A 25,914-nucleotide genomic window follows, 5' to 3' on the forward strand; every position below is an offset into this window, starting at 1 on the left:
TAAATTGTCGGTTGCCCCCCCAACACATTGAGCCAGCAGAATACGAAAACCTCTTCATTGCAAGACACGTAAGGACAACGCAACCGAGGAGATAGAAGCCTGGAAACCTGCGTAGCATCACTTCCGTTGCCAAGACGACTATTTTTTATTTCAATTTAAAAAATACATCATCTGGAGCACTTACGAACATAGCACAGCTCAGAAAAAATAGGTATATTAACGGGAATTCACTTTGAAAGAGATAAAGCAATGGGGCGCGTTATTGGATTTGCAGCCAGCTTAGTTATCGTATGGATCGTCGGATATTTTCTTATCGTTGGCAGCAGCATCTTAGTACCAGTTGTTTTGGCCATATTTATTTGGCACATCCTCAACACGATCAGTAGTATTATCCAGCGTACTCCCAAAATAGGTGTTTTACTTCCTAACTGGTTAAGTATGATTTTAGCCTTTGGTGTGACTGCTATTTTTATCAGTATCTTCGTGAATATTATTTCCAATAATGTCAGCAACGTTGTGTATGCCTCCGGACGTTACCAAGATCATTTGTTATCCATTATTGATGGCATTGATAAACGATACCACATTGAGGTGTTAACCAATGTTAACAACATTATAAAAACCATTAATATTCAAACAATGCTTCTAAAAATCTCAGGAGTTTTTACTACACTTGCTAGCTCTACCGTACTCATTGCCTTATATGTGGCCTTTTTATTTGTGGAGCAACACTACTTCCTCAGAAAAATCGATGCCCTAGTCCCCTCCCTAGAAAATCAACAGTTAGTTAATAATATTTTGACTCATATCGTGAACGACACGCAAATTTACTTAGGCTTAAAATCGCTATTAAGTATGGCTACAGCAATGGCAAGTTGGTTCATTATGAAATGGGTGGGGGTAGATTTCGCTGAATTTTGGGCTCTACTTATTTTCTTTCTCAATTTTATTCCCAATATCGGCGCGATTATTGCCATTTTTTTTCCAGCCACTCTCGCTATAGTGCAATTTGCTGACTGGCTGCATTTTCTAGAAATTATTATCGGTCTTGGCTCCATACAATTTCTAGTCGGTAACATAATTGAACCACGCTTTCTGGGTAACTCATTAAATTTAAGTCCCCTAGCAATTTTACTCTCCTTAACAGTTTGGGGAACCATCTGGGGAGTTATGGGAATGTTTCTTTCTGTCCCCATTACCGTAATGATGATGATCATTTTTGCGCATTTCGAAGCGACTCGTCCCATCGCTATTTTATTGTCTCAAGATGGGGATATTTTTAAATCATATGAAACAATTTCGGGCGAAAGGATACCGGAAAAAAATTGGATACAGTATTAATTAAGGGATTTTGTAATGAATAGATTGTACGTGGACCCAGACATTGAAAAAGCATCCACCCTGCCCGCCCAGTTCTATACCTCTGTAGACTGGTACGAGGAAGCAAAAGAAAAAATATTCGCGACCACCTGGCAGTTTTGTTTGAGTACTGAAGACTTACAATTAGAGGCAAAATTAATTCCCTTCACCATGCTCCCAGGACTTTTGGATGAACCCTTATTATTTGTGCGCGCTCATGACGAGGTTCTGCACTGCTTAAGTAATGTCTGTACTCATCGTGGAAATATTCTTATTGATGCCCCCTGTACTGCCGAAAAAATTAAATGCTCCTACCATGGCCGTCGCTTTAGTTTAGGAGGGGAGTTTTTGTATATGCCGGAATTTGAAAAAGCCTGCCATTTTCCCTCCACAAGAGATAATTTACCGTCAATCCCTTTTGGTGAACTATCCCCTTTTCTTTTCGCCTCATTAAGCCCAAAAATACCATTCAATGAGGTATTTATGGAAATAAAAGAGCGCCTTTATTGGTTGCCTATGGAGAAAATGCGCCTGGATAGTAATCGTTCTCGAGATTACCTGGTCAAAGCACATTGGGCTTTATACTGCGAAAATTATCTTGAGGCTTTACACATTCCCTTCGTACATCATTCCTTAAGAAAAGTAATTGATTGCACCACCTACACCACGGAATTGTATCCCTATTGTAATTTACAACTGGCTTTAGCCAGTCCCGGAGAGGAGTGCTTTGATATACCTAAAGACTCACCCGACTATGGCAAACAAGTAGCAGCCTATTACTATTGGATATTCCCTAATACCATGCTCAATTTCTACCCTTGGGGATGCTCTGTTAACGTAGTCAAACCCCTGGGACCAGAGCTGACCAAAGTTTCATTCTTTACCTATGTTTTGGATGAGGCTAAATTGGGCAAAGGAGCAGGAGGAGATCTCGATAAGGTTGAGCGTGAAGATGAAGCTATAGTGGAGTCCGTACAAAAAGGTATCCGCTCCCGTTTTTATGATTCTGGACGTTTCTCCCCCTCCAAAGAGCAAGGAACGCATCATTTTCAGCGTCTGCTGTGTGAGTTTCTTAATGACTAAGGGCTGATGCCTCTAAAAATGCTGAGCGCTTTTACGCTCAAAATACAAGGATTGATAATGCAGGATGAATTAGCCCAAGAACCCACTCTACAACGACAGTTTAGTGCTCGAGTTTTAGTCATGATAACGTTGGGGGGCTCAATTGGTACCGGGATTTTTTTAGCCAGTGGTAGTGCCTTAGCCTTGGCAGGCCCGGGAGGCACCTTGCTTGCCTACAGTACTATGGCCATTATGGTTTATTTTTTGATGACGGGTCTAGGCGAGATGGCCTCATACATGCCCACCACCGGCTCCTTCTATGTTTATGCCTCCGAATTTTGTGACCCATCATTAGGCTATGCTTTGGGATGGAACTATTGGTATAGCTATGCCATTTATATCGCTTCCGAAATCTCCGCTGCAGCCTTAATTATGCGCTATTGGTTTCCCGACAGCTCCCCCTTCCTTTGGTGCTCTATTTTTTCCTTTTTAATCATTGGCTTTAATGCCATTTCAACCAAAACTTTTGGGGAAGTAGAATACTGGTTGTCATTTATTAAAATTACCGTGGTCGTGCTCTTTATCATTACCGGCTTTCTGCTCGTTACAGGAGTTGTCGGGCACCACACCGGTGGCTTTCACAATTGGTACATTGGTGATGGCCCTTTTCATGGAGGGTGGAGCGGGATCATTGGTGCCTTTGTAGTGGCTGGCTTTTCGTTTCAGGGTACTGAGCTCATTGGCATCGCCGCGGGCGAAAGCAGTAATCCCCGTAAAAATATCCCCAGAGCCATTAAGATGGTTTTCTGGCGGATTTTAATCTTTTATATCTTATCCATTTTCATTATTAGCTTGTTATTGCCCTACAACGCACCGCAACTGGCCACCGAAGATGTGATAACTAGCCCCTTTACCTTGGTGCTCAAGCAATATCATGAAAGCTTTGCCGCAAGTATCGTCAATGGAGTTATCCTAATTGCGATTATATCTACCGCCAATACCGGCATGTATATCAGCAGCAGAATGATGTGGTATCTAGCTAAAGAAGGCCATATGCCGCGAGTTTTTTCCACAGTCAATCGTCGGGGCGTACCAATTCATGCTTTAGCCTTAACCAGTAGCATCACCATTTTAGCCTTTTTATCGTCAGTATTTGGCAATGGTACGGTTTATTTTTGGTTACTCAATGCCACCAGCCTCTCCGGTTTTATTGCATGGATGGGGATTGCCATTAGCCATTATCGTTTTCGCAAAGCTTATGTAAGTCAGGGAAGAGACCTGTCCAAACTACCCTATGTCGCCAAAGGCTATCCTTTTGGCCCTATCTGTGCTTTTATTTTATGCACGATTGTCATTGGTGGACAAAACTATTCGGCACTCGTCGCCAATCCTATTGATTGGTATGGTTTACTCATTTCCTACATCTGCATTCCCTTGTTTTTAGGCATTTGGCTGGGTCATAAGTGGATAAATAAAACTAAGGCTATCTCATTGATGGATTGTAAATTTACTGCTGAATAGCCTCAAAGAGAGCACTACGGATTTTATTTCTTATTGTTTTAAATTTATACTAAATAAATAAGAATAACTTTTTGGATGTTGTATCGTGATTATTCATAGTGAATTCAAACCTGCTTGGTGGCTAACAAATAAACATGGCCAAACCTTATATCGTACGCTAACTAATCGTTTACAGGCACCGATAGATTTTCATGAGCGCATTGAATTGCCCGACGGTGATTTTATTGATCTCGCCTGGGCAATTAATGGACTCAGCTCGGAAGCTCCACTGGTAGTCTTACTGTATGGTTTAGGAGGAAGTGTTAACTCAGCCTATGTAGCGGGACTACTGGCCGCATTTAATAAATCCGGTTACCGGGGGATGCTCATGCACTTTCGAGGTGCGAGTGGTGAACCCAATCGTCTGCCTCGTACGTATCATGGAGGAGACACCGCCGATTTATCCTATGTCCTTGAGCAGTTAAAAACCAGAGAACCTAAAACTCAAAAGGCTGCGGTTGGTATTTCTCTTGGCGGTAATGTGTTGTTGAAATGGCTGGGGGAGTCTGGCTCCGAAGCCTTAATTGGTGCGGCTGTTGCGGTTTCCGTGCCCTTTCAATTACATGATGTGGTGCATCACATCAATAAGGGATTCGCACGGGTTTATCAAGCGAATTTATTACAGCGTTTACGGGCGGTGTTTTTGCAAAAACTAGACATTCTAAATTGCCAATTACCCATTTCTGAAGAGCGCTTACTGAGCTTAAAAACACTTTATGATTTTGATCAACAAATCACCGCCCCCTTACATGGTTTTGCCAGTGTGGACGATTATTATCAACAGGCAAGCTCTCGACAATACCTCAGCGGAATTACCGTGCCCACCTTAATTATTCATGCCTTAGATGACCCGTTTATGACACCAACCACCATTCCTGGTGTAGACGAGCTATCCGAAAATGTAGTACTGGAATTAAGCAAACATGGGGGGCATGTAGGTTTTATTACCGGCAAAAATAAACACCATTCGAAATGCTGGTTAGAGCAGCGTATTAATTACTTTTTTAATGATTTGCTGATTAGAAGGGAAACAAACTAAACCTTAATGAAAAGGATGACACCTTATGTCCAATACCCTGCTCCACAATTCATTCTGTGCGCAGTTAAACATAAAATGGCCCCTTATCCAAGCTCCTATGGGCGGGGGACCAACAACTCCGGCCTTAGTTGCTGCTGTGTCTAATGCCGGTGGTTTAGGCTCTTTAGGAGTAGCTTATTTATCTCCGCAAAGTATTGAGCAAGCAATTAAAGAAACTCAAAAACTCACTCAACGCCCCTTTGGTGTGAATCTATTTGCGCCCGCACGCACCCCCACCTTAAATCAAACCGAGATTGACGCGGCCTGCAACGCAACCCAAGCTTACCGCCAGGAGCTTGGTCTCAATGATCCTTCCGTGCAAGCACCCTTTAACGAAAATTTTGAAGAGCAATTCACCAGTGTATTGCGATGTCGTCCTGCGGTATTAAGCTATACCTTTGGACTCATTAAAAAAGAACTGTTGCAAGAATGTCGCCGACAAGAAATCTTTACTATAGGTACCGCAACCACAGTAGAAGAGGGATTACTCTTACAAGAATATGGCGTGGATGCCGTAATTGCTCAAGGTGCAGAGGCCGGTGGGCATCGTGGGACCTTTACTGCAGAGCAACATGACTCTTTAATTGGGACCTTTGTCTTAACTCGCCTCCTAGCACAAAACCTACATATCCCTGTGATTGCTAGCGGGGGTATTATGGATGGTCGTGGTATTGTTGCCGTTCTAACCCTAGGTGCGCAAGCAGCACAAATGGGTACGGCTTTTCTTTTATGCGATGAAGCAGGGACTTCAGCGCCCTATCGAGAGGCATTAAATCATGCTCAAGATACCCAACTCACTCGCGTATTTTCCGGACGTTGGGCACGCGGAATACCCAACCGTTTTATGCAGGAAATGGAACATTCCCCCATTTTACCCTTCCCCGCACAAAACGCATTTACACGTGATATCAGGAAAAAAGCTGCGGAATTGGATAAGGCAGAATTTTTATCCCTCTGGGCGGGTCAAGGAGTCAATTTAATTCGCAGCATGAGTGCGAGTAAATTAGTTGAGACATTATACCAGGAAGCAGTGGATACACTAGCCCAACAATAATGGATTTGTCGAATGGCTATCTCTAACTTTTACAGCAATGATAAGATAATAAATTCACTGGAGTTTTTTCAGTTACATTCAAATGCAGTCATTGCCGAACGAAGTGAAGCAACCCAGGGGTTCCCTGCATCGAACTCCAAGATTGCTTGGGCACTACCTTTTTCGCCAGGGCGAGTGTAACTCGGTGCTTCGAATACTTAACACGAGCAACAACTGCACAAGCAATGGCCAGTTCTTTTTTTAACCTTATTGATGTATAATGCAACCTTTTATTCCAGATACACAGAGATTCTAAATGCACTTGAACATCCATGAAAAATATCAGCTCTTAGTTGCGGTTCTAAAAACTGCTATTGATGCGGCGAAACAGAATGATAAGCCCGAGCTTAAACGTCTGGAAGAACTAAAAAAAACTATGGAGCAAGCCTTGGTAACCAGCGAGCTAAAGGGCCTAAATGCTCATAGCAAAACGAAAAACACCGCCGAAGACTCTCTTAAAACAACATACCAACTCGCCAAAAAAGAATTAAACGCGTTACTGGGCAAATTAAACTCCAAAATTGATGTTGAAAAACTTCTTAAGCCGAGTGAAAAAACCTATAAGAAAATTAAAGAAGGCAAGAGAACAGCATTTTCTTTTGCTGATATCGTAGCCCATGTACAAAAGCAATTAATGGATGCGCTTAATCTTCAGCTCAATGATGAAGTGAGTTCAGACCTGGAATCCTCATCGCAGGAAGAGAAGCCCAGCTCCTCTGGCAGCGCTCAATTAAGAGCTAAATATGAGCAGCAGCGCCCAAGAAAATTTAGCTTTTATAAAAATGTTCCTGCTCTTAATATCGCCGTAGCTTCATCCTCAAAAACCAAGCCATCCCTACTATCGCCACATTCACCACGACCATTACAAGAAGATAACCTGACCACTTATTTTGATGACTTCTTTGCCTGTGATAGCGAAAAGACTTCGCAATTTGTAATTGCCCTAGCAACTCAAGGATATTCCTGGGGAATTCAGGCCCTTAATGCCGCAAGCGATAAAGAGCATCACGACATCGCCAAAACATTATTTGAAAATCTAAGTGAGCCCGAATTAGTTCATGTGTTTGCTGAAGTATTCAAATTAGATCCCTACGAAAAGTGGTGTCGAGGCAATCAACTCATTTATACCTTACTGCAACAATACATGGCTCAACCCAGCCTTAAAGAGTACCGAAAGCTCGTATGGGATACGGTTTTTATGTTAAGACCAGCAATTGACAAGATTAGTATTAAGCAACGCGACTCCATACAGTTTACAGCGAAGAACTTTTCTGCGGCGCAACAAGATATTAATGCCTTACAACACGCTTTTACCAGTGCAGTGAAACAAATACTTGCTCCGGAAAACATTCCGCCATTAATGCAAGAAATCATAAAATGTGCTTACTATGATTTATTAAGCAGAAGCGAGGTAAAACGTGACTACGGCACTCTGATGCGCACCCTCATGACGCCCTTCGTACTGCGTTTTATTTGCCCGCTAATTCTTGCAGAGGCGGAAAAAAATTTAACATTAGACAACCTAAATACATTGGGCGCGATTAATTTACAAACAGAAAATAATACACTCTGTGAAGAGAAGCTCATCGCATTAAAAACCTGGTATAAGACGATCTCAACTGCGATACAGGCATTGAATTCTCCATTAAAGAATACCAATGAAAAACAATCGAAGCCCCAAGCCATATGGATTGACCAACAACTAGAGGAGCAATCATTAGCAACAGCGATGTTTGAGGCAGTAACACAAGATGAAGCACTCCGAATCGAACTCTATACGGCAATTGAAAAAGGGCTACAATTAAAGCCTATAAGCTCAATAACACCCACCTATGATGACAGTAAAATACCATCGTTTAATAGACCTGATGTTATCGAAAAACTAAGTGAGTTATTCTTGACTGAAAAATTCTCAGGAGTGATTGTCCGAAAAGATGGCGCTGTACTAAGCCCCCGTAAAGAAGACAAAATCAGTATATTCTCTATTTTTAAACCAGAACCATCGCCCAGAAACGATTCGGAAGCCCCGATAAACTCACCTCGATAGTAATCTAATCTCTCAGGCAAATAGTCTAATGCGAAGCAGCGCTAAACGCGCTGCTTCCTCACTACGATTGCTCCAGCAGCTTTTAAGATAAAACTTCCGCCAGCTTATCCATTACCTCGTCAACCGAAATAAGCTGCATGCTTTCATCGCCATGTACATGCTGCCCCCAAACCTCCTCAACAGAGGCACTGCCTAAAATTTTTTCTGCAGCTTCGGGATAGCGATCCACTACTAAATGTTGAAAAAGATAAGGACCAGAAATAAGTGGATTAGTTACCGCATGCAAGGCAATAACCGGCGTGTTTACCGCAGTGGACATATGCGATGGTCCCGTATCAGGACAAAGAACCACTGTGGCTTTGCTAATCAATGCCAGTAATTGCTTGGGCTTTGTTTTTCCAGCTAAATTAATGGCGGGAATCTCTTGCAAGATTTGCTCAGCTAATTGTTTATCGAAATCACCAGGGCCGCCGGTAATAACCACTTGCGCCTGCCATTTTTCCTGAGCTTGATGCAATACATCGATGTAACGCGCGACAGGCCAACTGCGCTCTGGCTTGCTTGCCGCAGGGTTAATCACCAAAATAGGACCCTTTTTCGGCAAATGCTGATCCGCCCATTCGTAATCCGCGGGCGAAATCGGTAAATCCCACCGAATCACTTTTTCCTTGATGCCTAACGCTTCTGCAAACTTTAAAAAACCATCTAAAGTATGTTCAAAGCCTGGAGTAATACGCTCATTGACAAACCAGCCATGACCATCATTAGCTCGATGCTCATCATAGCCAATCTTACGTTTCGCTTTAATAAAAGGATAGAGAAAATTAGTGCGCAAACTCGCTTGAGGAGCCAACAAAACATCAAAAACACGGCCACTCATTTGTTTTTTAAAACGCCAATAATCTGCTAAACGATGAGGCTTGTCGATTACGATAAATTCAACACCATCCATGCCTTCGACTAAATCAAAAGCAGGACGGGATATAATCCAAGTCAATTTGGCATGCGGTAAACTGGCTTGCAATGTCCTGATGAGCGGGACCGCCATTAGGACATCACCTAAAGCAGATAATCGAACAATACAAATAGAATCAATCATTCTGTAATACAAATCGCGAACCACAATAAGGACAAACTTCTACGCCAGTTTTATCAATGGGTAGATAAACTTTGGGATGCGCGTTCCACAACACCATATCATCTGTAGGACAACTTAAAGGTAATTGATCACGGTGTACTACATAATTTTTTTTCGTACTTGCTGGTTCTAGTTGTTCTTTTAACATTGTGTTCCTCAATTAAAAAATACCCCATATTCATTCGAAGAGGCAAAGAATCAAGTGCAATGCACCACGAAACATTTAGCGATTATCTAATATTTCCCCAGTTTTCGCCATAACCTCATCAGTAAAAGCTGTATTTTGTGGATCAAAACGCATTCCCTCCTCCCAATGCCGCAACCAAGTTAATTGCCGTTTCGCTAATTGACGGGTAGCAGCAATGCCTTTTTCCCGCATCGAAGGATAGTCATCAGTCCCCTGCAAATAATCCCATACTTGGCGATAACCTACGCAACGCATGGAAGGCATATTGGTCGTTAAATTCCATTTATGCTGTACTCGTCGTACTTCGTCAATAAAGCCTTGTGCCAACATTTGCTCAAAACGCAATGCGATGCGTTCATGCAACCAAGCACGGTGTTCGGGGAAAAGCATGACATTGACAAAGGTATACGCGGCCCCTTCTTTTTGTTGCTGCGCTAAGAAATCAGATAAACAAGTCCCGGTTAAATAATAAACCTCTAAAGCACGCTGAATTCTTTGCGTGTCATTAGCATGAATACGTTGGGCTGCGATAGGATCCACTTGAGCTAACTTTTGATGTAAAGCACCCCATCCATACTGAGCGGCCTCTACCTCCAATTGTTGCCGTAGTTCAGGATTAGCTTCCGGTAAAGCTGATAAACCCTGCTGTAATGCATTAAAATACATCATAGTCCCACCGACCAATAAAGGAATCTTACCTTGTTGGATAATGGTCTCTGCTAAAGAGGTGGCATCCGTACAAAACTGTGCGGCAGAATAAGTTTCTGTTGGGTCTTTAATATCGAGCAAATGATGTGGCGCTGCTTGCAATTCCTCTGGAGAGGGCTTAGCAGTACCAATATCCATATCACGATAAATCATAGCAGAATCAACGCTAATAATTTCAAAAGGATACTGCTTGACCAATTCAATGGCTAAAGCGGTTTTTCCTGAAGCGGTGGGTCCCATTAAACAAAAAATCAATTTAGACATGTAACAAACTCTGACAATGTTCAATTGTTAAGGCTTTAAAAAGCCCGGCTTTCTGATTTTCTCCTCCCTGAATCTTAGCAAATATCTGATTCAATTCAATTTTTTCTTCACGACTTAATAATCTTGGGTCAAAAACTTGTGACTGGCTCATTAATTCACTCAGCTGTTCTAAACTCCATTCCTCTATAGCCGCCACCGCATCCAAAAATAAACGCAAATCCAAATAAGGAACGCTTATAGGAATAGTACGAATTAGCACTTCGTTTACTCCTGAAAGTTCACAGCGAATACCTAATTGCTCGAGGCTTGCACTTAGGTCGGTTATCTTGGCGACTAATTGCTGTTCTAATCTATAACGAATAGGCACCAATAAAGGACGGCTTGCCCACGGTAAGGCTTGTTGCGCCAAACGCTCCTGCACGGCATATTGATGTAAAGCGAGCAGGTTAATGAGAAAGGGGGTTTGCTGTATAAAACTTAGAATATACTGATTATTTAAAATGACCCATGATACATCTGTTTCTTGGCGTGGAGGTTCTCTGCTTAACAACTCCAATTGCGAATAAGGCTCACAAATTTCTTTGGCAGATTGCACCGCTATTTCATAGTTCGGTTGATAGTTTTTTTCTGGTTTTGGTTCAAACACTGGCTCCGTAGTAACCAAGCGCAATGCAGCTCCCAGCTGGGAAGTAAAAAAATCATGGACTAAACGTGGCTGTTGAAAACGCACCTCATGCTTGGTGGGGTGCACATTAACATCTACTTCGCCATGCTCAATAGAAAAATACAGCACGCAGGCAGGGAAACGTCCTGGATATAGCAACTCATCATAAGCTTGCTTAATTGCATGAGTAATTAATTTATCTTTGACCATACGTTGGTTAATATAAACCCATTGCCGATCATTTTGGCTACGTTGAAATCCTGTACCGCTAATCCATCCATAAAGCCGCATCGCGCCCCGTTCCACGTCTAAATAAATAGCGTTCTTCATAAACGTGCTGCCCATAATCCGCGTCATTCGGGTTAAGCGCGTTGGTTCATTGATTGCAGCCGGAAGCGCCAAAATCTGCTTTCCATTATGCTTTAAGGTTAAGGCAATACCGGGAGCACTTAAGGCAAAACGTTTAACCACGGTTTCGATGGCTTGAAACTCTAATTTTTCGCCTTTCAAAAATCGTTTACGCACAGGTGCATTAAAAAATAAATCAACCACATCAATGGTGGTACCCTGATTGCGGGCACAAGGTGTGATCGACATTTCCGTACCCTGCACTCTTAGAGCCATTGCTGTAGCTTGGGTTGCAGGTCGGGAGCTAATCGTTACTTTGGCTACCGAAGCAATACTGGCTAAAGCCTCACCCCGAAAGCCCATGCTCTCTATCGCATATAAGTCATTGAGGGTATTGATTTTACTAGTGGCATGCGCGGCAATTGCCAAGGGTAAATCGTCCGCAACAATACCCATGCCATTATCACTGATTTTGATTTGATTCAGGCCACCATAACCAACCTCTATGGTAATCGCATCAGCCCCTGCATCCAAAGAATTTTCCAGCAACTCTTTAACTACGGATGCCGGTCGTTCGATGACCTCACCCGCAGCGATTTGGTTGGCAATTAATGGTGGTAATTGGTGTATTCTCATGCCCATGCCGCTGGAATCACTAATTTTTGCCCAGGCTTAAGATAAGTTACTCCACGTAAATGATTCGCTGCCTGCAATGCATTTACCGTCACTCGATAACGAGCAGCAATTGCGGGTAAGGTTTCGCCGGCACGTACTAAATGAAACTTGCTCGCCACCATCGCCTCAATGCGTGAACCATGGGGTGGGTTTTCCCAGAAATAGCCTTTTATTCCTTGGAAAATTGCCTGGCTTAAACGCAACTGATAAGCAGAACTGGTGAGATTTCGTTCTTCTCGCGGATTGGAAATAAATCCAGTCTCCACCAAAATTGAAGGGATGTCGGGGGATTTAAGCACCACAAAACGAGCCTGTTCCACCCGGGAGTTATGCAAAGTCGCAAAACCGCCTAACTGATTTAAAACACGTTTGCCCATTTCTAAGCCCGCATTAATCGTTGCAGTTTGTGACAAGTCGATTAATACCGAACGCACAACTCCATTGCGATCATCTAACTCACCTAAATTCACGCCACCCAATTCAGAATAGTTTTCTTTTTCAGCGAGCCAATGTGCCGCCTCACTAGTTGCTCCTCGTTGCGATAAGGCAAAGACTGAAGCACCATTAGAATGCGGATTATGGAAGGCATCCGCGTGGATCGCCACAAAGATATCGCCATTGTATTTACGGGCAATATCTAAACGCTCCCTGAGTCCCACATAATAATCACCAGAGCGAGTGAGCACTGCATGCATTCCGGGTTGCTGATCAATAAGGCGTTTTAATTTAAGGGTAATCGCCAAAACGACATCCTTTTCCTTAGATGCATGAGGGCCGCGTGCTCCAGCATCTTTCCCCCCATGTCCTGCATCTAGGACCACAATTACATCCCGCAGTGCCTTCGTAGGACCTGCACTTACTTTAACAGGTGCTTGGCGCGCGAGGATAGGTTTTACCGGGGCTTTTACCGTAAGCGAAATAGGGACGGAAGCAGGAGCAGTAGGCACAGGAGCCGCGATTGTGGTCACCGCAACAGGCTCTTGTGTGTATATTAAATCAACACGCACCCCATAGATCCCCCCAGGAGGTTGCCAAGGAGCAGAACGAACCTGTACTTTTTGACTTACATCCAAGACCAATCTTAAGGTTCTGAAGTCGGCATTTCCTGTACGCATATGCCGAATAAGTGCATTAGTTAAACTTGGATGATTTAAATCTGTTGCTAATTGCGTGTCTTTTAAATCAACAACTACCCGGTGCGGTTGCGACAAAACAAATAGCTTATGCATAAACGGCCCATCAAGCGTAAAAAAAAGGGACGTTTGATTCTTTTGTTGTTGTAAGGCAATTGCCTTGAGTTGGCCTGCGAAGGCCCCTACCGAGCTAAAAAACAGCACGAGCAATAAAGACCATGAGCGTAAGATCATATTTCCCCTGAGAGGCAAGCTAAAATTCTTTGGCCAGCATCACTGGATGCAATAATCTGCACCTCGCGTCCAACCCCTTTTATACTTAAATTAAAACGAATATCTACTTTAGGCAACGCTCTTCCTGCTTTTTCAGCCCATTCAATACAGCAAATGCTCTCTTTCGTAAAATAATCGCGAAAGCCTAAATATTCTAATTCTTCTTCGTGGTGAATCCGATATAAATCAAAATGATGGATTGCTCCATTCGCACAAGGATAACTTTCTACCAGCGAAAAAGTGGGACTCTTAATTGCGGATTGCACCCCTAAACTGCGTAACATCGCACGCACAATCGTTGTTTTTCCAGCCCCTAAGTCGCCACTAAATGTGAGGATAAGAGGGGCACTAAGAGAAGAAGCCAATTGGCAGGCAAACTGCTCGCTGGCTTGTTCGTCAGGCAAATCTAAAATAAGCACTTTATTTAATTCATTCACAGTAATTTAGTACATAAGGTAAAACGTCAAACAAATCACTCGCTAATAACCCAGCACCTCCTTGCGCGTAAGCAACTTGGTCTCCTGCAAGCGCATGGGCGTAAACCCCACACCGAGCAGCCTCAGGTAAGGACATACCTTGAGCACAAAGACCGGCAATAATGCCGCTTAAAACATCCCCCATGCCCGCACTGGCCATCGCGGGGTTGCCTTTAGAGCAAACATAGGTGTTTTGCTCAGGGGCTTGGATTATCGAACCAGCTCCTTTCAATACCACCACTCCCCCATACTGCTGTTGAATTTTGGCAGCAGCCTGGTAGCGATTCTGTTGCACCTGCTCTGTAGAACAAGAAAGTAATGCAGCGGCTTCACCAGGATGTGGCGTTAAAATCCAATTATCATCCATCTGAGGATGTTCTGCCAAGAGTCTTAATGCGGAAGCATCAATAACCATAGGTAGTTGCGAGGTAATCGCTGCTAAAAATAAGCTAACCGCCCAATCACTATCGCCCAAACCCGGGCCTATAACGCAAACGCTAGCTCTGGCTAGTAAGGGCTGCAACTCGCATGCAGAATGGACTCCCCAGACCATCGCTTCGGGGATTAAAGCTAAAGCCCCCTTTGCATGCTCCGGCAAGGTGGCAATACTGACCGAACCCGCACCAGTACGCATAGCCGCTTTAGCCGCCAGACTAATCGCTCCAGGCATGCCCAGCCCTCCACCAATCACCAGCACATGACCGTAATCACCTTTATGAGAATTTTTTTTGCGGGGTGCTAAAGGTAATCCAATATGAATTGGCTCTAACAGAGATGCAGCTGGTTGCTGCTTGGCGACCCAAGCATCTAATTGAATGGAGCAACAATAAATATCACCGCAATAATCAAGGGCGTCTGCAGTATACAGTCCGGCTTTCAATGCAATAAAGGTTAAAGTAACGGATGCTTTAACACAAAGATTCTCCACACAGCCCGTATCGGCATTAAGCCCGGAAGGAACGTCTAAAGACACCACCGGTATGCCACTGTCGTTAATTTGATTAATTGCTGAAGCCATTAATCCATGCACTGGACCTTGCAAGCCAATCCCTAACAAGGCATCGACAATGAGTTCAACCTCACTATCAATAGGCTCATCCACGGGCTGACATTCGACTCCCGCATCAAGAGCCATTAATGCGGCATATTGCGCGGCATGCGGAAGATCCGCTAAAGCTTTGCCCTGATAAATCGTCACCGCCAATCCGTTTTCATGTGCTAGTCGAGCCACCACATAACCATCACCGGCGTTATTACCTGAACCACAAAATACGGCAATGTGCCTTACTTGGGGATAGAGCTTTTTAATACGAGCAAAAGCCTCTGCCCCTGCTCGAGACATTAACTCATTTTCATCGAGGTGATATAAAGACGTGGCTTGTTGTTCGCAAGCTCTGATGTGTTCACAACGGTAAAGGGCATTCTCTGGTTTAATCACCTGTTTGCTCCGATAACGATTGGGCTGTTGGCATACCCGGGTTTGAACTGAAACGATGAGCCTGGATGAAACATCGTGCTAAAAATCTTTTCTCAATTTTACTCTCTTACTTAACGGCCTGCAGCACGTCGCAAGAATGAGAGAAGAGTTCAGAACGATATCTGGCCCAGGCTACAACTTACTTAACTAACTTTAACGATGGCTTACTTTTAGCCATAGCCGCAGCGACATCTGCACCAGCGGTTGCAGGTGGCGGAGTCGGTGGTTCTTCTTCAAGCTCAAACGCAATACCTCGACCATTTTCTTTGGCATAAATCTCTAATACCGCACTAGGAGGAACAAAAATTTGCTCTGTTTTTCCTGAAAAACGTGCGGTGAATACGATACGATCGTTTTCTAATAACAATCCACGAGTGGCTGCTGGAGATATATTTAACACAATCCGTGCCTCAACGATGTGCTCATGAGGAACCTGTACACCCGCATAGGCGGTATTAACCAAAACATAGGGCGTTAATCCGTTATCTACGATCCAATCGTAAAAAGCACGAATTAAATAAGGTTTGTTTGATGTCATAGTCATGTTTATGCCGCTCTTAATTGTCGCTCAGCATCAGTTAAGCTAACTTGAAACGACTCACGTTTAAACAAGCGCTGCATGTATGCAATTAATCCTTTATATTCAGGTCCAATATCAAGACCTAAACGAGGTAAACGCCATAATAAAGGAGCAAGCGCACAATCCAACAAAGAAAACTCATCGCTTAAGAAATAAGGCTTGTCAGCAAAAACAGGATCTAAGCTAGTTAAACTTTCAAATAAGTTTGCTCTTGCTGCTTCAACATTAGTATCTCTTAAAATTTGATTCATTAAGTAATACCAATCATGCTCAATGCGATGCATCATTTTACGTGTTTCTGCACGAGCAACTGGATATACAGGCAGTAATGGAGGATGAGGAAAACGCTCATCTAAATATTCCATAATAATGCGTGGTTCATACAGTACAAGCTCTCTATCAATCAGAGTTGGCACTGTGCCGTAAGGATTCAGAGCTAAAAGATCAGCACTGGGTTCATTTTGCTTGGCAGGGAGAATTTCAACATTAACTCCTTTCTCAGCCAAAACGATACGAACCTGATGACTGTACACATCATCAATATCAGAAAATAAAGACATTATAGTGCGCTTTGCAACAATTGCCATGAGCAACTCCTATCATTTCATGAAAAACGGTAAGGCACCTAGGGGTAATAATTCTCGAAGGATATGTTGAGCCATTACTCAATATCCCTACCCGACAGTACAAACGTAACATTTTACCATATTTTTAACCTTTTGGGTTACTTTGTTATCTAAACTATGATATTTTTTGCCAGTACAGGCGATTTAAGCCTAGTACCACCAATAAAAACACCAGAAGAAACGCCAGTACATAATAACCTAGCTGGTAACGAGCCAGTTGTGTAGGCTCACCAACATAAATAAGAAAATTAACTAAGTCCTGCACTAGGCTATCAAGTTGAGCCGCAGAAAGCTCCCCCTCTTTAACCAACGATAAATGTGCCACATGCTCTTGAGTTGCTCGCACCAAGATCATTTCACCAATTAAAGGTTCTAAGATATTCGGCATGGCAACACCTGGCACCAATAAATTGTTCACCCCAAAAGGTCTGGAATTGTCGTTATAAAAGCTTTTTAAATAGCCCAATAGCCATTCGGATCCCTTTTCTCTAGCAACTAAAGATAAATCCGGTGGTACGACACCAAACCATTGCTTCGCATCCTCAGGAGGTAAGGCAATACGAATGGGATCATTCACTGAAGCTTCCGTAAAAATAAGATTGTTTTTCAGTAACTCATTATCAACACGCCCATCAAAGCCAACAAGACCGATGCCTTCCGCCATGTGATTGTAACGCAAATATTTTAATGAATGGCAGCCAGAACAATAATTCATAAACAGTTTAGCCCCCCGCTGTAAGCTAGACTTATTATCGACGGATTGAGCTTCCGAAATGGAGGCCCATATGCATCCTAAGAGCCCAACGAGAAGTACTTTTTGTTTTAACATAATTAGCCCCCTATCCGCAGCGGAACAGGGCGCGTAACTTCCCAACGGGTATAAATGGGCATAAAAATAAAGTAGGAAAAATAAAGAACAGCGCAAATACGCGCACTCAGTAAGCGTGGAGGATTTACCGGAATGGTGCCTAAATAGCCCAAAATTAAAAAGGCGCTAACGCCCACGAATAACATGATCCGTGAAAAACGCCCCTTATAACGCATGGAACGCACCGGACTACGGTCTAGCCACGGTAAAAAGAACAATATGGCGACCGCGGCTGCCATGCCCATAATCCCTAAAAGTTTATCAGGAATAGCCCGTAAGATGGCATAAAATGGTGACATATACCACATGGGAGCAATATGATCTGGGGTTAGCATAGGATTGGCGGGAACAAAATTACTGTACTCTAAAAAGTAGCCCCCCATCTCTGGGGCAAAAAATACCACGGCAAAAAAGAGGAACATAAAGACCAACACCCCCACTAAGTCTTTAACAATGTAGTACGGATGAAAAGGAATAGCATCAACTGGATTGCCTTTTTGATCTAAGTTATTTTTTATATCAATGCCTTCTGGATTATTAGAGCCGACTTGATGCAAAGCAACAATATGCAAGAAAGTCAGGAGCAATAAAAGTAAGGGGATAGCGATAACATGCAAAGCAAAAAAGCGTTGCAGCGTCGCATTCGTCACCGAATAATCGCCCCGGAGCCAAATTTCCAAGTTGTGTCCTATGTAAGGAATACCACCAACCAAAGAAGTAATTACTTCAGCCCCCCAATAAGACATTTGTCCCCAAGGCAACAAGTAGCCTAAAAATGCCGCGGCTAAAAGTAAAACATAAAGTAACATACCTAAGAGCCAGACCAACTCTCGTGGCCGTTGATAAGAGCCATAGAGCAGGCCTCTAAATAGATGTAGATAAATCACAATAAAAAATGCAGAAGCGCCCGTAGAATGCATATAGCGGAGCAGCCACCCATAGTTTACATCACGCATGATGTACTCCACAGAAGCAAAAGCCTGTTCGGAGCTGGGCGTGTAAAACATTGTCAGCCATAAACCCGTAATTAGCTGATTGACTAAGACGACCAAGGCAATAGAGCCAAAAAAGTAGAAAAAATTTAAATTCTTGGGTACATAATATTCACTAAAATATTGTTTCCAAGTACTGGATAATGGGAAACGCGCATCCAACCACTTAAATAATCTTTTCATTTCTTTTTCTCTAAAATCATCACGAACGTTATCCGCCTTAGACGAAGTAGTAATACCGGTGTTGCGGTACCAATATCCATAGTCCATAGAGTATCTAATTTCGATATTGCAAGCCCTGGCGCAGCAACAGCACGATGCCTTGTTAAAACTCCATACTGGTTTGTTTCACTGCCTTCGCATGACGGTCTTTTTTATTTTAATTGCATCTCTGAACAACTAATCGCTATCAAGTAGGCTGGGCTTTTAGGTGAACCTCTAAGTTTCACCATTCTGCCCTATAACTAAAGTATACTTATCCTTAAAATAGTAAGGCGGCACTTCCATATTTATCGGTGCCGGTACATTTTTAAATACACGCCCAGCAAGATCAAAGGTAGAACCATGACAAGGACAAAAGAAGCCACCCGGCCACTCCGGCCCCAACTCTCCAAGTGTCGGTTTATATTTTGGCGAGCACCCCAGGTGAGTACAAATACCAATTAAGACCAAATACTCAGGATTAAGTGAACGATGTATATTCTGAGCATAGACAGGCTGTTGGGCGGTGAGGGATTGAGGATCTCTTAGCTGAGTGGTGTTTTCATTAAGCCGTTGCAACATTTCATGGGTGCGGCGAATAATCCACACGGGTTTACCACGCCATTCAACTACCGCTTGCTCACCAGGCTCCATTTTACTTAAATCCACCTGAATAGGTGCACCCTCAGCTTGTGCTTTAGCACTGGGTAACCAAGACGATACGAGAGGAGTTAAAGCACATAAGGCGCCAACACCACCTAAAACACATGTAGTGCCCAGTAAAAAGCGACGTCTGCTTTCATCGACAGCATTATCGGTTTCTGGCTTTGAATCGGTAACTTCACTCATTATGAGAGCACCTCAAAATGATATTAGTATCGCTTGGTTGCGCTCAACCAAGCTCATCTTTGGCAATATTCACAGCCTTAATTTTTTAAGGCAATAAAACTAGCATCATTGCAAACGAAGTAAAGCAACCCAGAAGCCCTGGGTGGCTTCGCCACGGCTCGCAATGACTAAGCATACAAATCTGTATACCCTCGTTGGCGACAACGCCAATAAAAAACCCCGCTGCTGCGGGGTTTTTTGTGTCCAATAAACGATTAACGTTTGGAGTACTGAGTAGCACGACGTGCTTTGTGTAGACCCACTTTCTTTCTTTCAACACGACGTGAATCACGTGTTAACAGTCCGCGAGCACGAAGCTTTCTACGGAATGAATCTGGGTTTGGCTCTGCATCTTCAGCTAAACCATGCTCGTCATAAACAACTAATGCTCTTGCGATACCTAAACGAACTGCACCAGCTTGACCAGAAACACCACCACCTACAACAGTAATATAGATGTCAAACTTGTTAACTAAATCAACAGTTTCTAGCGGTTGCATCACAACCATGCAAGAAGTTTCACGGCAGAAATACTCTTTCAAAGTGCGACCATTAACTTTGATCTCACCTTTACCAGGACGCAAAAACACACGAGCTGTTGAACTTTTTCTACGGCCAGTGCCATAGTATTGCTTCATTTCAGCCATAATACTTATTCCTCAATATCAAGTTGCTTGGGTTGTTGTGCAGTATGTGGATGCTCGCTGCCAACATATACTTTCAGCTTACGATACATTTCACGACCCAAAGGATTTTTTGGTAACATACCTTTTACAGCTAATTCGATAATCCGAGCAGGATTTCTAGCCTGTAATTTTTCAAAACTATCTGATTTGATACCACCTGGGTGACCTGTGTGACGGTAATACATTTTGTCTTTGAACTTGCGACCAGTCACAGTAACTTTTTCTGCATTTGTGACGATAATGTAGTCACCAGTATCAACATGGGGGGTATACTCAGCTTTATGTTTTCCGCGTAAACGACGGGCAATCTCAGTAGCTAAGCGACCTAAAACTTTATCGCTGGCATCAACCACGAACCAGTCACGTTTGACTTCATGGCTTTTGGCACTAAATGTCTTCATTAAATGAACTCCGAACTGCCTAAATTAGTAATCTTCTATCATGGACGGGCGATTTTAACCAAAACAGAAACATCCTACAAGTAAAAAGGATAAAAATTTACAAACAAATAAATAAATCCGCGTAAATATAACAAATTCTGTGTGATAAAACCACTATAAAAATATTGCTCAGTTAAAGAAACAAAAATACAGATGCTTAATTACTGAACTAAAAACAATGTACGCATTCACCTCATAACATCGGCTCAAAGAAAATATCTTAGTACTCAACTGTAGGCCAGGCTTTAAAGCCCAGCAACGAAGCAGCATCAAAGTATCGTCCTGAGCTTTTCAGCCCAGACTATGATTTTTTCCTTAATTGACGCGATTAAACATACATCATAGGCACATAAGTAATTTATATGTGCTCAGGATCAATAGCTAATTCCTGGGCAATAACCCCAGAAATTAAATGTGAATCAATGATTTTGTCAATATCAGCAAAGGATGAATAGGTATACCACACACCTTCAGGATAAATAACAACACAAGGCCCTAAATCACAACGTCCAAGACACCCTGATTTACTCACACGAATTTTCCCCGGGCCATGCATCCCCAGTTCCGACAAACGTGATTTCATGTAAGTAAAAAACTCTTCACCACCAGAGTTAGCGCAGCATTGCTTGCCTGCAGCCTTCTGGTTAGTGCATAAAAGTACATGTTTCGAATAATAAGTCAACGATCTACTTTCCTATTTCTTCAATTTTGGTTTTCAACTTCAAACCAGATTTAAATGTAACAACCCTGCGGGCAACAACAGGTATTTCTTCACCCGTCTTAGGGTTCCTACCAGGTCTTTGTGGCTTATCCCTTAGAGTGAAATTACCAAAGCCTGATAACTTTACATGATGACCATGTTCCAGCGCATGTCTTAATACTTCAAAAAAATTTTCGACCATTTCTTTGGCAGCAGTTTTGGACATATTTAATTCATCACACAAGGTTTCAGACATTATTGCTTTGCTAAGTGCATTCACGATTATTCCCTCAATATGATTGAAAATTCATTTTCTAACGCTTTGATTATAGCACTGATTAGAGAATTGATCTCAGCGTCAACTAATGTTCTACCATCATCTTGTAATGTCATTGCAACGGCTAAACTCTTCTTACCCTCTGGAATACCTTGACCAGTATACACATCAAATACATCAAAGGCTTTTAACCAGTTTTCGTTGCTCACGGCTCTAATTGCCGACTCAATCTTCATCACACTAATTTGTTTATCCACTAAAAACGACAAATCTCTACGAATCTGCGGATATTTGGAAATGGGTCGATAACGAGGCGCATCATGGCCAGTGAGTGCATCTAAATTTAATTCAAACAAAAACACATCGTCTTGTAAATCTAAAGCATCCAGCAAGCGCGGGTGCAAGGCGCCGATCCATCCAGCAAATACACCATTTACCAGAATCTCAGCAGATTGTCCCGGGTGCAATGCAGAATGAGATGCCGCAATGAACTCAACTCGATTTAATTTTAATGCCGCAAACAAGGATTGCAAGTCACCTTTTAAATCAAAAAAGTCAAAGGTACGACTCGTTTCACTCCAGTTTAGCTCGCCAAAAGAGCCCATCATAAGCCCCGCCACACAAGGACGCTCAGTTAATTGTTGTTGTTTAATGTCAAACACTACCCCAACTTCAAAAAACTTTACGGACTGTTGTTGACGATGCACATTATGAATCATTGACGCAATTAAGCCAGGCCACATACCTACTCGCATTTGCGATAATTCAGATGAAATAGGATTTAATAACTGCATGGTTTGGCATTGTGGATAAAGCTCTTCTTGCAGCTGTGGATCCACAAAACTATAACTAATCGTTTCATTATAGCCATTCCCACTAAACCAACGAGCCACCCGCGTAGCAATCTCTTCATTAGCACAAGTTGTTCCTGCTTGTACAGAAGCCTGCATCGGCTCAGCTTTTAAATTGTCATACCCATAAAGACGAATAATTTCTTCGACCAAATCAACGTCTTGTTGAATATCAAAACGATGTGATGGTGCCGTCACTTCAAAAACCGTACCCTGTTCATTGTCAATTGTAATGCCAATTCCCTGCAACAGGCTTTTCATTTCTTCACGGGAAATATTAAGACCTGTCAACCGCTTTACTTTGTCTGTATCAAAAGAGAAGCTCACTGTAGCGGGTATGTGGGCACTATTATTTGCTTCAATGACGTGACCTGCTTTTCCGCCAACAATGGCCAGAACCAGCTCGGTAGCACGTTCAAGCGCTTTTCTTTGTAAATAAGGATCCACACCACGCTCAAAACGTTGTGATGAATCACTAAATAAGCCAAATTTTCTAGCAACACCCGCAATAGTGATGGGATTAAAGAATGCACTTTCAAGAAATACGTCTGTTGTATGTTCTTGCACGGCACTATGCGCGCCCCCCATAACACCAGCCATCGCTAAAGGTTTTTCTTGATCAGCAATAACTAACACACTCTCATTGAACTTAAGTTCTTGCCCATCGAGTAATTCCAATTGTTCGTTTACATTACTAAAGCGAACATTAATTTCGCCGTTAATGGTGCTTAGATCAAAGGCATGCATAGGCTGCCCCAGTTCCAGCATCACGTAATTCATAATATCAACAACGGGATGTAAGGAGCGCACACCGGCGCGACGTAGACGCTCTCCCATCCATACAGGAGTAGTTGCATGTGGGCTAATATTACGAATAATACGGCCACAATAACGTGCGCAAGCTTCTGGATTTTGTAACTTCACTGACAATAGGTCATCAATGCTCGGAGCGACTTCAGAAATCGACTTCTCTAGCAAAGGTGATTTATTTAATACCGCAACTTCTCGAGCAATACCTAAAACGCTGAAGCAATCCGCACGGTTGGGCGTTAAATCAACATCAAAAACATGGTCGTCTAAACCTAAGTATTCACGCAGATCCATACCTACAGGAGCTTCATGTTCTAACTCCAGAATACCCTCAGATTGTTCTGCCATTCCCAGCTCAGCTACTGAACACAACATTCCTTGAGAGAGTTGGCCACGCAACTTGGATTCTTTAATTTTAAAGCCGCCAGGTAAAACCGCACCCATCATTGCCAATGCAACTTTTAAGCCCGCGCGCACATTAGATGCACCGCAAACAATTTGTAGGGGTGTATCGGTATTAATGTTTACTTCGCATAAAGTTAATTTATCGGCATCAGGATGCGGCTTAGTACTAAGAACTTCAGCAACGATTACGTGGGTAAATTCTCCAGCTACAGGGCTTACTGCATCGACTTCCAGGCCAGCCATTGTTAATTGATCGGCTAATTCTTGTTCTGTTAATGAGAAATTAACCCATTCACGTAACCATAATTTACTTAATTTCATTTATAGTCCTTACCACCAAATTAAAATTGACTTAAGAAAGTAAAATCATTTTCAAACATCATACGCAGATCATCGATCCCATAATACAACATGGCTAACCGATCCATTCCCATTCCAAAGGCCCAACCTTGATAATCGTCAGGAGAAATGTTGACCGCTCTTAAAACATTGGGATGCACCATACCGCAACCTAATACTTCCAACCAACCAGTGAACTTACATGAACGACAACCTTTACCATTACACTGGGTGCATTCAATATCTACTTCAGCAGAAGGTTCAGTAAAGGGGAAATAAGAGGGTCTGAATCTTAATGCGAGTTCACGTCCAAAGAAATGAGCGAAAAAGTCTTGCAATAGACCCTTTAGTCCCGCCAAAGTAGCCTGCTTATCGATAAGCAAACCTTCCACTTGATGGAACATTGGTGTATGTGTTAAATCAGAGTCACAACGGTAAACACGTCCTGGAGCGATCAAACGAAATGGTGGCTTAAGTTGCTCCATGGTCCGAATTTGTACCGGTGAAGTATGAGTTCGTAATAGACGGCCATCACCAAAGTAAAAGGTATCGTGCATTGCACGTGCGGGGTGATGCCCGGGAATATTTAAGGCTTCAAAATTATAAAACTCAGTCTCAATTTCAGGACCATCAACGATATCAAATCCTAAACGACTAAAAAATTCATTAATACGATGTTTTACTTGGGTTACAGGATGTAATGAACCGCTGTATTTATTACGGCCAGGAAGGCTCACATCCACTTGCTCTGCAGCTAGTTTCTCTAATAATTGCTTTTCTTTGAGCTCATACATTTTCGCTTCAATCAGTGCAGTAATGTCGCGTTTCACCTGATTGACTAATTGCCCTACTTTAGGCTTTTCTTCAGCTGATAAATGAGCTAATCCTTTTAGGATTTCAGTTAATTGGCCTTTTTTACCTAAAAAATCAACACGAATTAATTCTAAAGCAGCAACATCTTGTGCATGATTAATTGCGTCTGAAGCTTGTTCTTGTATCGCGGTGATATCCTGCATAATTATACCCACAAGTAAAAAGGAGGCCTGAGCCTCCTTAGGAATTACATTTTATAGTTGCTCTAGTTAACTGTTGGTACAGTCAGGCTAAAACAATTATTTTGCTAATGCAGCTTTCGCTTGTTCGGCAACGGCAGCAAATGCAACTTTATCGTGAACGGCTAGATCAGCTAGAACCTTTCTATCTAGTTCAATTGATGCTTTTTTCAAACCATCTATTAAACGGCTGTATGATAATCCGCATTCACGAGCTTGTGCGTTAATACGAGTAATCCATAATGCACGGAATTGACGTTTTTTCTGGCGTCTATCACGGTACGCATACTGACCCGCTTTAATTACTGCTTGTTTGGCAACACGATAGGTACGACTACGGGCACCGTAGTAACCTTTCGCTTGGGCCATTATTTTCTTATGACGCGCTTTGGCAGTCACACCACGTTTAACTCTTGGCATTTTCTATTCTCCCCTTAACTACCGTGCAACATACGTTCTGCTAAACGTGCATCGCATGCTTTCAAACTACTAGCCCCAACGCGCAATTGACGTTTTTGCTTTGTAGACTTCTTGGTGAGAATATGGTTTCTGTAAGCGCCACGGCGTTTTACTCGACCACTTGCTGTTTTAATGAAGCGTTTGGACGCTCCACGATGTGATTTTAACTTCGGCATAACATATTACTCCGCATTTGTT

At 42.6% G+C, this 25,914-nt stretch carries 27 protein-coding genes; 7 read left to right on the top strand and 20 right to left on the bottom strand.

The window, feature by feature from the left end; all coding sequences use genetic code 11:
- Positions 1–249 precede the first annotated feature (249 nt).
- The 7 genes from ACD661_RS12920 to ACD661_RS12950 all read left to right on the top strand — a co-directional run bounded on the left by ACD661_RS12920 (position 250) and on the right by ACD661_RS12950 (position 8,199).
- Entirely contained in the window at positions 250–1,341 is a 1,092-nt protein-coding gene (locus ACD661_RS12920; protein ID WP_400188282.1) for an AI-2E family transporter, read from the top strand.
- A 15-nt stretch (positions 1,342–1,356) separates the two neighbouring features.
- On the top strand, positions 1,357–2,442 hold the full coding sequence (locus tag ACD661_RS12925) for an SRPBCC family protein (RefSeq protein ID WP_400188283.1): 1,086 nt from the start codon (positions 1,357–1,359) through the stop codon (positions 2,440–2,442).
- A 57-nt stretch (positions 2,443–2,499) separates the two neighbouring features.
- Positions 2,500–3,942 carry an amino acid permease gene (locus ACD661_RS12930; RefSeq protein ID WP_400188284.1) on the top strand — a complete coding sequence of 481 codons (1,443 nt, stop codon included), beginning with the start codon at positions 2,500–2,502 and terminating at the stop codon, positions 3,940–3,942.
- Between the two features lie 85 nt (positions 3,943–4,027).
- Positions 4,028–5,020 (top strand): hydrolase, encoded by a 993-nt coding sequence (locus ACD661_RS12935; protein WP_400188285.1) that lies wholly within the window; start codon positions 4,028–4,030, stop codon positions 5,018–5,020.
- Positions 5,021–5,045: 25 nt separating this feature from the next.
- Positions 5,046–6,113, top strand: coding sequence for an NAD(P)H-dependent flavin oxidoreductase (locus ACD661_RS12940; protein WP_400188286.1), 1,068 nt, complete (start codon positions 5,046–5,048; stop codon positions 6,111–6,113).
- Between the two features lie 12 nt (positions 6,114–6,125).
- Positions 6,126–6,293: a hypothetical protein gene (locus ACD661_RS12945; RefSeq protein WP_400188287.1), complete on the top strand. Its 168-nt coding sequence runs from the start codon at positions 6,126–6,128 to the stop codon at positions 6,291–6,293.
- A 115-nt stretch (positions 6,294–6,408) separates the two neighbouring features.
- The gene (locus tag ACD661_RS12950; protein ID WP_400188288.1) at positions 6,409–8,199 is read left to right on the top strand and encodes a hypothetical protein; all 1,791 of its coding nucleotides are present in this window, start codon (positions 6,409–6,411) and stop codon (positions 8,197–8,199) included.
- An 82-nt stretch (positions 8,200–8,281) separates the two neighbouring features.
- On the opposite strand, the gene ACD661_RS12955 is transcribed toward ACD661_RS12950, so the two are convergent.
- The 20 genes from ACD661_RS12955 to rpmI all read right to left on the bottom strand — a co-directional run bounded on the left by ACD661_RS12955 (position 8,282) and on the right by rpmI (position 25,892).
- On the bottom strand, positions 8,282–9,298 hold the full coding sequence (locus tag ACD661_RS12955; protein ID WP_400188289.1) for a glycosyltransferase family 9 protein: 1,017 nt from the start codon (positions 9,296–9,298) through the stop codon (positions 8,282–8,284).
- Positions 9,291–9,485: a zinc-finger domain-containing protein gene (locus ACD661_RS12960; RefSeq protein WP_133136772.1), complete on the bottom strand. Its 195-nt coding sequence runs from the start codon at positions 9,483–9,485 to the stop codon at positions 9,291–9,293. Before ACD661_RS12960 ends, ACD661_RS12955 begins: the two co-directional genes overlap by 8 nt.
- Before the next feature lie 75 nt (positions 9,486–9,560).
- Positions 9,561–10,496 (bottom strand): tRNA (adenosine(37)-N6)-dimethylallyltransferase MiaA, encoded by a 936-nt coding sequence (miaA, locus tag ACD661_RS12965; RefSeq protein ID WP_400188290.1) that lies wholly within the window; start codon positions 10,494–10,496, stop codon positions 9,561–9,563.
- Entirely contained in the window at positions 10,489–12,150 is a 1,662-nt protein-coding gene (mutL, locus tag ACD661_RS12970) for a DNA mismatch repair endonuclease MutL (RefSeq protein ID WP_400188291.1), read from the bottom strand. Before mutL ends, miaA begins: the two co-directional genes overlap by 8 nt.
- A complete protein-coding gene (locus ACD661_RS12975) occupies positions 12,141–13,550 on the bottom strand; it encodes an N-acetylmuramoyl-L-alanine amidase family protein (RefSeq protein WP_400188292.1) in 1,410 nt (469 codons plus the stop codon). Before ACD661_RS12975 ends, mutL begins: the two co-directional genes overlap by 10 nt.
- The gene (gene tsaE / locus ACD661_RS12980) at positions 13,547–14,026 is read right to left on the bottom strand and encodes a tRNA (adenosine(37)-N6)-threonylcarbamoyltransferase complex ATPase subunit type 1 TsaE (protein WP_400188293.1); all 480 of its coding nucleotides are present in this window, start codon (positions 14,024–14,026) and stop codon (positions 13,547–13,549) included. The genes ACD661_RS12975 and tsaE overlap by 4 nt, the downstream gene beginning before the upstream one ends.
- The gene (locus ACD661_RS12985; RefSeq protein ID WP_400188294.1) at positions 14,019–15,503 is read right to left on the bottom strand and encodes an NAD(P)H-hydrate dehydratase; all 1,485 of its coding nucleotides are present in this window, start codon (positions 15,501–15,503) and stop codon (positions 14,019–14,021) included. Before ACD661_RS12985 ends, tsaE begins: the two co-directional genes overlap by 8 nt.
- A 178-nt stretch (positions 15,504–15,681) precedes the next feature.
- Positions 15,682–16,086: a ClpXP protease specificity-enhancing factor gene (locus tag ACD661_RS12990; RefSeq protein ID WP_400188295.1), complete on the bottom strand. Its 405-nt coding sequence runs from the start codon at positions 16,084–16,086 to the stop codon at positions 15,682–15,684.
- A gap of 2 nt (positions 16,087–16,088) precedes the next feature.
- Entirely contained in the window at positions 16,089–16,709 is a 621-nt protein-coding gene (locus ACD661_RS12995; protein WP_400188296.1) for a glutathione S-transferase N-terminal domain-containing protein, read from the bottom strand.
- Between the two features lie 154 nt (positions 16,710–16,863).
- The gene (locus tag ACD661_RS13000; protein WP_400188297.1) at positions 16,864–17,577 is read right to left on the bottom strand and encodes a cytochrome c1; all 714 of its coding nucleotides are present in this window, start codon (positions 17,575–17,577) and stop codon (positions 16,864–16,866) included.
- Positions 17,578–17,579: 2 nt separating this feature from the next.
- On the bottom strand, positions 17,580–18,791 hold the full coding sequence (locus ACD661_RS13005) for a cytochrome b (protein WP_400188331.1): 1,212 nt from the start codon (positions 18,789–18,791) through the stop codon (positions 17,580–17,582).
- A gap of 255 nt (positions 18,792–19,046) precedes the next feature.
- On the bottom strand, positions 19,047–19,658 hold the full coding sequence (gene petA, locus ACD661_RS13010; protein WP_400188298.1) for a ubiquinol-cytochrome c reductase iron-sulfur subunit: 612 nt from the start codon (positions 19,656–19,658) through the stop codon (positions 19,047–19,049).
- Positions 19,659–19,912: 254 nt separating this feature from the next.
- Positions 19,913–20,344 (bottom strand): 30S ribosomal protein S9, encoded by a 432-nt coding sequence (gene rpsI / locus ACD661_RS13015; RefSeq protein WP_400188299.1) that lies wholly within the window; start codon positions 20,342–20,344, stop codon positions 19,913–19,915.
- Positions 20,345–20,349: 5 nt separating this feature from the next.
- Positions 20,350–20,784, bottom strand: a complete 435-nt coding sequence (rplM, locus tag ACD661_RS13020) for a 50S ribosomal protein L13 (protein WP_252580880.1) — start codon at positions 20,782–20,784, stop codon at positions 20,350–20,352.
- 397 nt (positions 20,785–21,181) lie between these two features.
- On the bottom strand, positions 21,182–21,505 hold the full coding sequence (locus ACD661_RS13025; protein WP_400188300.1) for a (2Fe-2S) ferredoxin domain-containing protein: 324 nt from the start codon (positions 21,503–21,505) through the stop codon (positions 21,182–21,184).
- A 4-nt stretch (positions 21,506–21,509) separates the two neighbouring features.
- Entirely contained in the window at positions 21,510–21,803 is a 294-nt protein-coding gene (locus tag ACD661_RS13030; protein WP_165485130.1) for an integration host factor subunit alpha, read from the bottom strand.
- Positions 21,804–21,805: 2 nt separating this feature from the next.
- Positions 21,806–24,187 carry a phenylalanine--tRNA ligase subunit beta gene (pheT, locus tag ACD661_RS13035; protein ID WP_400188301.1) on the bottom strand — a complete coding sequence of 794 codons (2,382 nt, stop codon included), beginning with the start codon at positions 24,185–24,187 and terminating at the stop codon, positions 21,806–21,808.
- Positions 24,188–24,207: 20 nt separating this feature from the next.
- The gene (pheS, locus tag ACD661_RS13040; protein ID WP_400188302.1) at positions 24,208–25,221 is read right to left on the bottom strand and encodes a phenylalanine--tRNA ligase subunit alpha; all 1,014 of its coding nucleotides are present in this window, start codon (positions 25,219–25,221) and stop codon (positions 24,208–24,210) included.
- Positions 25,222–25,317: 96 nt separating this feature from the next.
- Entirely contained in the window at positions 25,318–25,677 is a 360-nt protein-coding gene (gene rplT / locus ACD661_RS13045; RefSeq protein ID WP_400188303.1) for a 50S ribosomal protein L20, read from the bottom strand.
- Positions 25,678–25,691: 14 nt separating this feature from the next.
- Positions 25,692–25,892, bottom strand: a complete 201-nt coding sequence (gene rpmI, locus ACD661_RS13050) for a 50S ribosomal protein L35 (RefSeq protein ID WP_252580873.1) — start codon at positions 25,890–25,892, stop codon at positions 25,692–25,694.
- Positions 25,893–25,914 lie beyond the last annotated feature (22 nt).

This window comes from Legionella lytica (assembly GCF_044626755.1).
Taxonomy (GTDB): domain Bacteria; phylum Pseudomonadota; class Gammaproteobacteria; order Legionellales; family Legionellaceae; genus Legionella; species Legionella lytica_A.

Excerpts from the sequence above, each read along its gene's own strand:
- ACD661_RS12995 (WP_400188296.1), bottom strand. The coding sequence starts at position 16,709 with ATGGCAATTGTTGCAAAGCGCACTATAATGTCTTTATTTTCTGATATT.
- mutL (WP_400188291.1), bottom strand. The coding sequence starts at position 12,150 with ATGGGCATGAGAATACACCAATTACCACCATTAATTGCCAACCAAATC.
- rpmI (WP_252580873.1), bottom strand. The coding sequence starts at position 25,892 with ATGCCGAAGTTAAAATCACATCGTGGAGCGTCCAAACGCTTCATTAAA.
- ACD661_RS12945 (WP_400188287.1), top strand. The coding sequence starts at position 6,126 with ATGGCTATCTCTAACTTTTACAGCAATGATAAGATAATAAATTCACTG.
- ACD661_RS12990 (WP_400188295.1), bottom strand. The coding sequence starts at position 16,086 with ATGACTATGACATCAAACAAACCTTATTTAATTCGTGCTTTTTACGAT.
- ACD661_RS12940 (WP_400188286.1), top strand. The coding sequence starts at position 5,046 with ATGTCCAATACCCTGCTCCACAATTCATTCTGTGCGCAGTTAAACATA.
- pheT (WP_400188301.1), bottom strand. The coding sequence starts at position 24,187 with ATGAAATTAAGTAAATTATGGTTACGTGAATGGGTTAATTTCTCATTA.
- ACD661_RS13000 (WP_400188297.1), bottom strand. The coding sequence starts at position 17,577 with ATGTTAAAACAAAAAGTACTTCTCGTTGGGCTCTTAGGATGCATATGG.
- ACD661_RS12920 (WP_400188282.1), top strand. The coding sequence starts at position 250 with ATGGGGCGCGTTATTGGATTTGCAGCCAGCTTAGTTATCGTATGGATC.
- miaA (WP_400188290.1), bottom strand. The coding sequence starts at position 10,496 with ATGTCTAAATTGATTTTTTGTTTAATGGGACCCACCGCTTCAGGAAAA.
- rpsI (WP_400188299.1), bottom strand. The coding sequence starts at position 20,344 with ATGGCTGAAATGAAGCAATACTATGGCACTGGCCGTAGAAAAAGTTCA.
- ACD661_RS12955 (WP_400188289.1), bottom strand. The coding sequence starts at position 9,298 with ATGATTGATTCTATTTGTATTGTTCGATTATCTGCTTTAGGTGATGTC.
- ACD661_RS12950 (WP_400188288.1), top strand. The coding sequence starts at position 6,409 with ATGCACTTGAACATCCATGAAAAATATCAGCTCTTAGTTGCGGTTCTA.
- rplT (WP_400188303.1), bottom strand. The coding sequence starts at position 25,677 with ATGCCAAGAGTTAAACGTGGTGTGACTGCCAAAGCGCGTCATAAGAAA.
- ACD661_RS12930 (WP_400188284.1), top strand. The coding sequence starts at position 2,500 with ATGCAGGATGAATTAGCCCAAGAACCCACTCTACAACGACAGTTTAGT.
- ACD661_RS12925 (WP_400188283.1), top strand. The coding sequence starts at position 1,357 with ATGAATAGATTGTACGTGGACCCAGACATTGAAAAAGCATCCACCCTG.
- ACD661_RS12960 (WP_133136772.1), bottom strand. The coding sequence starts at position 9,485 with ATGTTAAAAGAACAACTAGAACCAGCAAGTACGAAAAAAAATTATGTA.
- pheS (WP_400188302.1), bottom strand. The coding sequence starts at position 25,221 with ATGCAGGATATCACCGCGATACAAGAACAAGCTTCAGACGCAATTAAT.
- ACD661_RS12975 (WP_400188292.1), bottom strand. The coding sequence starts at position 13,550 with ATGATCTTACGCTCATGGTCTTTATTGCTCGTGCTGTTTTTTAGCTCG.
- ACD661_RS13005 (WP_400188331.1), bottom strand. The coding sequence starts at position 18,791 with ATGAAAAGATTATTTAAGTGGTTGGATGCGCGTTTCCCATTATCCAGT.
- petA (WP_400188298.1), bottom strand. The coding sequence starts at position 19,658 with ATGAGTGAAGTTACCGATTCAAAGCCAGAAACCGATAATGCTGTCGAT.
- rplM (WP_252580880.1), bottom strand. The coding sequence starts at position 20,784 with ATGAAGACATTTAGTGCCAAAAGCCATGAAGTCAAACGTGACTGGTTC.